2 protein-coding genes and 1 pseudogene are annotated in these 2207 nt (G+C 29.3%); all 3 read left to right on the top strand.

Going from position 1 to position 2207, the window contains the following annotated elements; all coding sequences use genetic code 11:
- Nucleotides 1-895 (top strand): CHAP domain-containing protein (locus tag KPC_RS19245; RefSeq protein WP_146196677.1); only part of this gene is annotated, 895 nt, incomplete at its 5' end.
- Nucleotides 892-1824 carry a hypothetical protein gene (locus KPC_RS19250; RefSeq protein ID WP_121975917.1) on the top strand — a complete coding sequence of 311 codons (933 nt, stop codon included), beginning with the start codon at nucleotides 892-894 and terminating at the stop codon, nucleotides 1822-1824. The genes KPC_RS19245 and KPC_RS19250, both read left to right, overlap by 4 nt.
- A gap of 220 nt (nucleotides 1825-2044) precedes the next feature.
- Nucleotides 2045-2207, top strand: a pseudogene (locus tag KPC_RS20915) (VgrG-related protein); the annotation flags it as partial.

The raw sequence follows: 2207 nt of genomic DNA on the forward strand, positions 1-2207 counted from the left end.
GTATGTAAAAATTAATCAAGCTATTAAAAATAATTATCCAGAAATAAAGGTTTCAATTGATGCTAATAATATTAATAATTTATATGAAGGTACATTGGCCTCAATGGCTTACTGGTTTTCATTTGGTTTATCAAAAAAAGCAAATGCGAAACAGGTTACTCTAAAAGATCAACTTGATACTGTGGGAAGTATTATTGATACTGTTAACCCACTCACAAGTACAAGAAAGGATAGAGAGAATAATTTTAAAAATATAACATCTAAAGTATTTAAACTAAATGAATGTAAAAATTCTGTTATGGAAGCTAAAACTGAAGTTGGTGGAGAGTTATCTAGTGTCCTTGAAGAAATGAAACAGCTTGTTGACAAGCATATACCTTATTCGCAGGAAGGAGCCAGAGGAGCTGTAAAAGATAAAAATGCTGTGTCGAATGTTACGGATGATGATTTAGTAGGGTTAGATTGCTCTGAAACAGTTTCAATCTATCTTTTAAAGTTGGGTGTAACGGATAAATTTTATAGTATTCATACAGGTATAATGTTGAATGAAAAAGATTTTAGAAAAGCTATTCGCTCAAATAATATTGAACATGTTGTTGGAAGCGAAAGTAAGGATTTTATACCTGAAGTTGGAGATATTTTTGTATGGAGAAATAACGGAGCAGGGCATTGTGGAATTGTTTATGCAGTAGATCAGGAGAAAGATTCTGTGACTATTCTTGAAGCAATAGGTAAGAGCGGAAGCCGTGACGAGAGCTATAATATAGCGCATGGTGGTGAAAAGAAAAAATATTGTTCAAGAACTGCAATATATCCAAGATCGGGTAAAGCTTTGGCTAGTCATCCAGGATGGAAAGGGTATTTTAGACCATTAATAAGTGGGAAAAAACTATGAAAAAAAAAGTTGTTATTATTAATGCCTTATTACTTTCATTGGTAACTTGTTTTGCTAATGCTGAGAGGCTCCAAGTAGATGATAAGCAATTAGATAATCTAGTTAAATGCGATGGGGTGAATACAGAATACTCGAATATTGATGGGTATTATACAATTCCTGATTTTGGTTGTATTTATGATGGGAAAAATAATAAGTTAGGTAATGCTATGGTTTTTTTAATTACATCTAACCTTGGTGAAGAGAGTATAAGTTTGAAAAATATTAATAATATTAAGGAAAAATATATTTATTTAATTCCATTTCATTATTTGGTGAAAAATAAAAATGCTGATGTTTTATATTATGAGAAAGATAAATATATATATGAAGTTTATGTTAATAATGGTCGTAAATGGGAAAGAAAAAATGATGTAATAGTGAATGGTAATAGCGTTGAAGTTGTAAATAATATTCATGATTTTATGAGTAAAAGATCTGTTTTATTTACTAATGCCGAAGCTAAAGTTTTTCAAAAATATAAATTTGATGTCAATAAGGATGGCGTGATTGATTTTATAAATGTTAATAAAAAAGGTAATGGTTTATCATCTATTAGTATTATAGATGGGCAGACCAAACATATGTTATACGAAAATAAAGAAATTTTTAATCCTTCATTTACTGAATGTGTTTATAGTAGTTTTGATAATATCTCAATAAGTAAAAATAATTTTACTTTGGAGTATACTACTTGTTCAGATAGCTCTGAAATAGGACATCGTTATTCAACATTTAAAACAGAAGAAAATAAAGAACCTGTTTTAATACAGGATAATTATTTGATTTATCCTCAAGGAGAGCTGCCACCAAAATATAAGCCCAAAAAGGTAAATTGTATGTCTAATCAAATTATTAGATTTAGTAATTATGCAGGGCGATGCGGTTAAGTTGAAAGCAACTTGTAATTTTTATAGAAGTTTCAAATGGTAGTTTATGAGTCAATAAATTATTGAGTTTGTTAACAGTTCCGAATTTTCTTGGAAAAATGAGTTTATTGGGTTAACTCCAGGAACAAATGCATTTAGCCTAAAATGGAAAGAGGTAGTTAGAAGAGAAGGAGAAAATTCAGTAAAATAGAACATCAGTTTATAAAAAAAACATTATGATGTAACAATAAATAAAACTATAAAGTCATTAAAAAATGATTTGCGAACTCATTCTCATGCATTAAATGATGTTGTTTGGTCGACATCTGTTCAACAGGGACCTAAAAATGAAATTATAAATAAAGTTATCAAAAAGTTGGGTGATACACCTGCAAATACAAAAG

This window comes from Acinetobacter stercoris, assembly GCF_900323515.1.
GTDB classification, from domain to species: domain Bacteria; phylum Pseudomonadota; class Gammaproteobacteria; order Pseudomonadales; family Moraxellaceae; genus Acinetobacter; species Acinetobacter stercoris.

Coding starts and splice junctions, on each gene's coding strand:
- KPC_RS19250 (WP_121975917.1), top strand. CDS start 892: ATGAAAAAAAAAGTTGTTATTATTAATGCCTTATTACTTTCATTGGTA.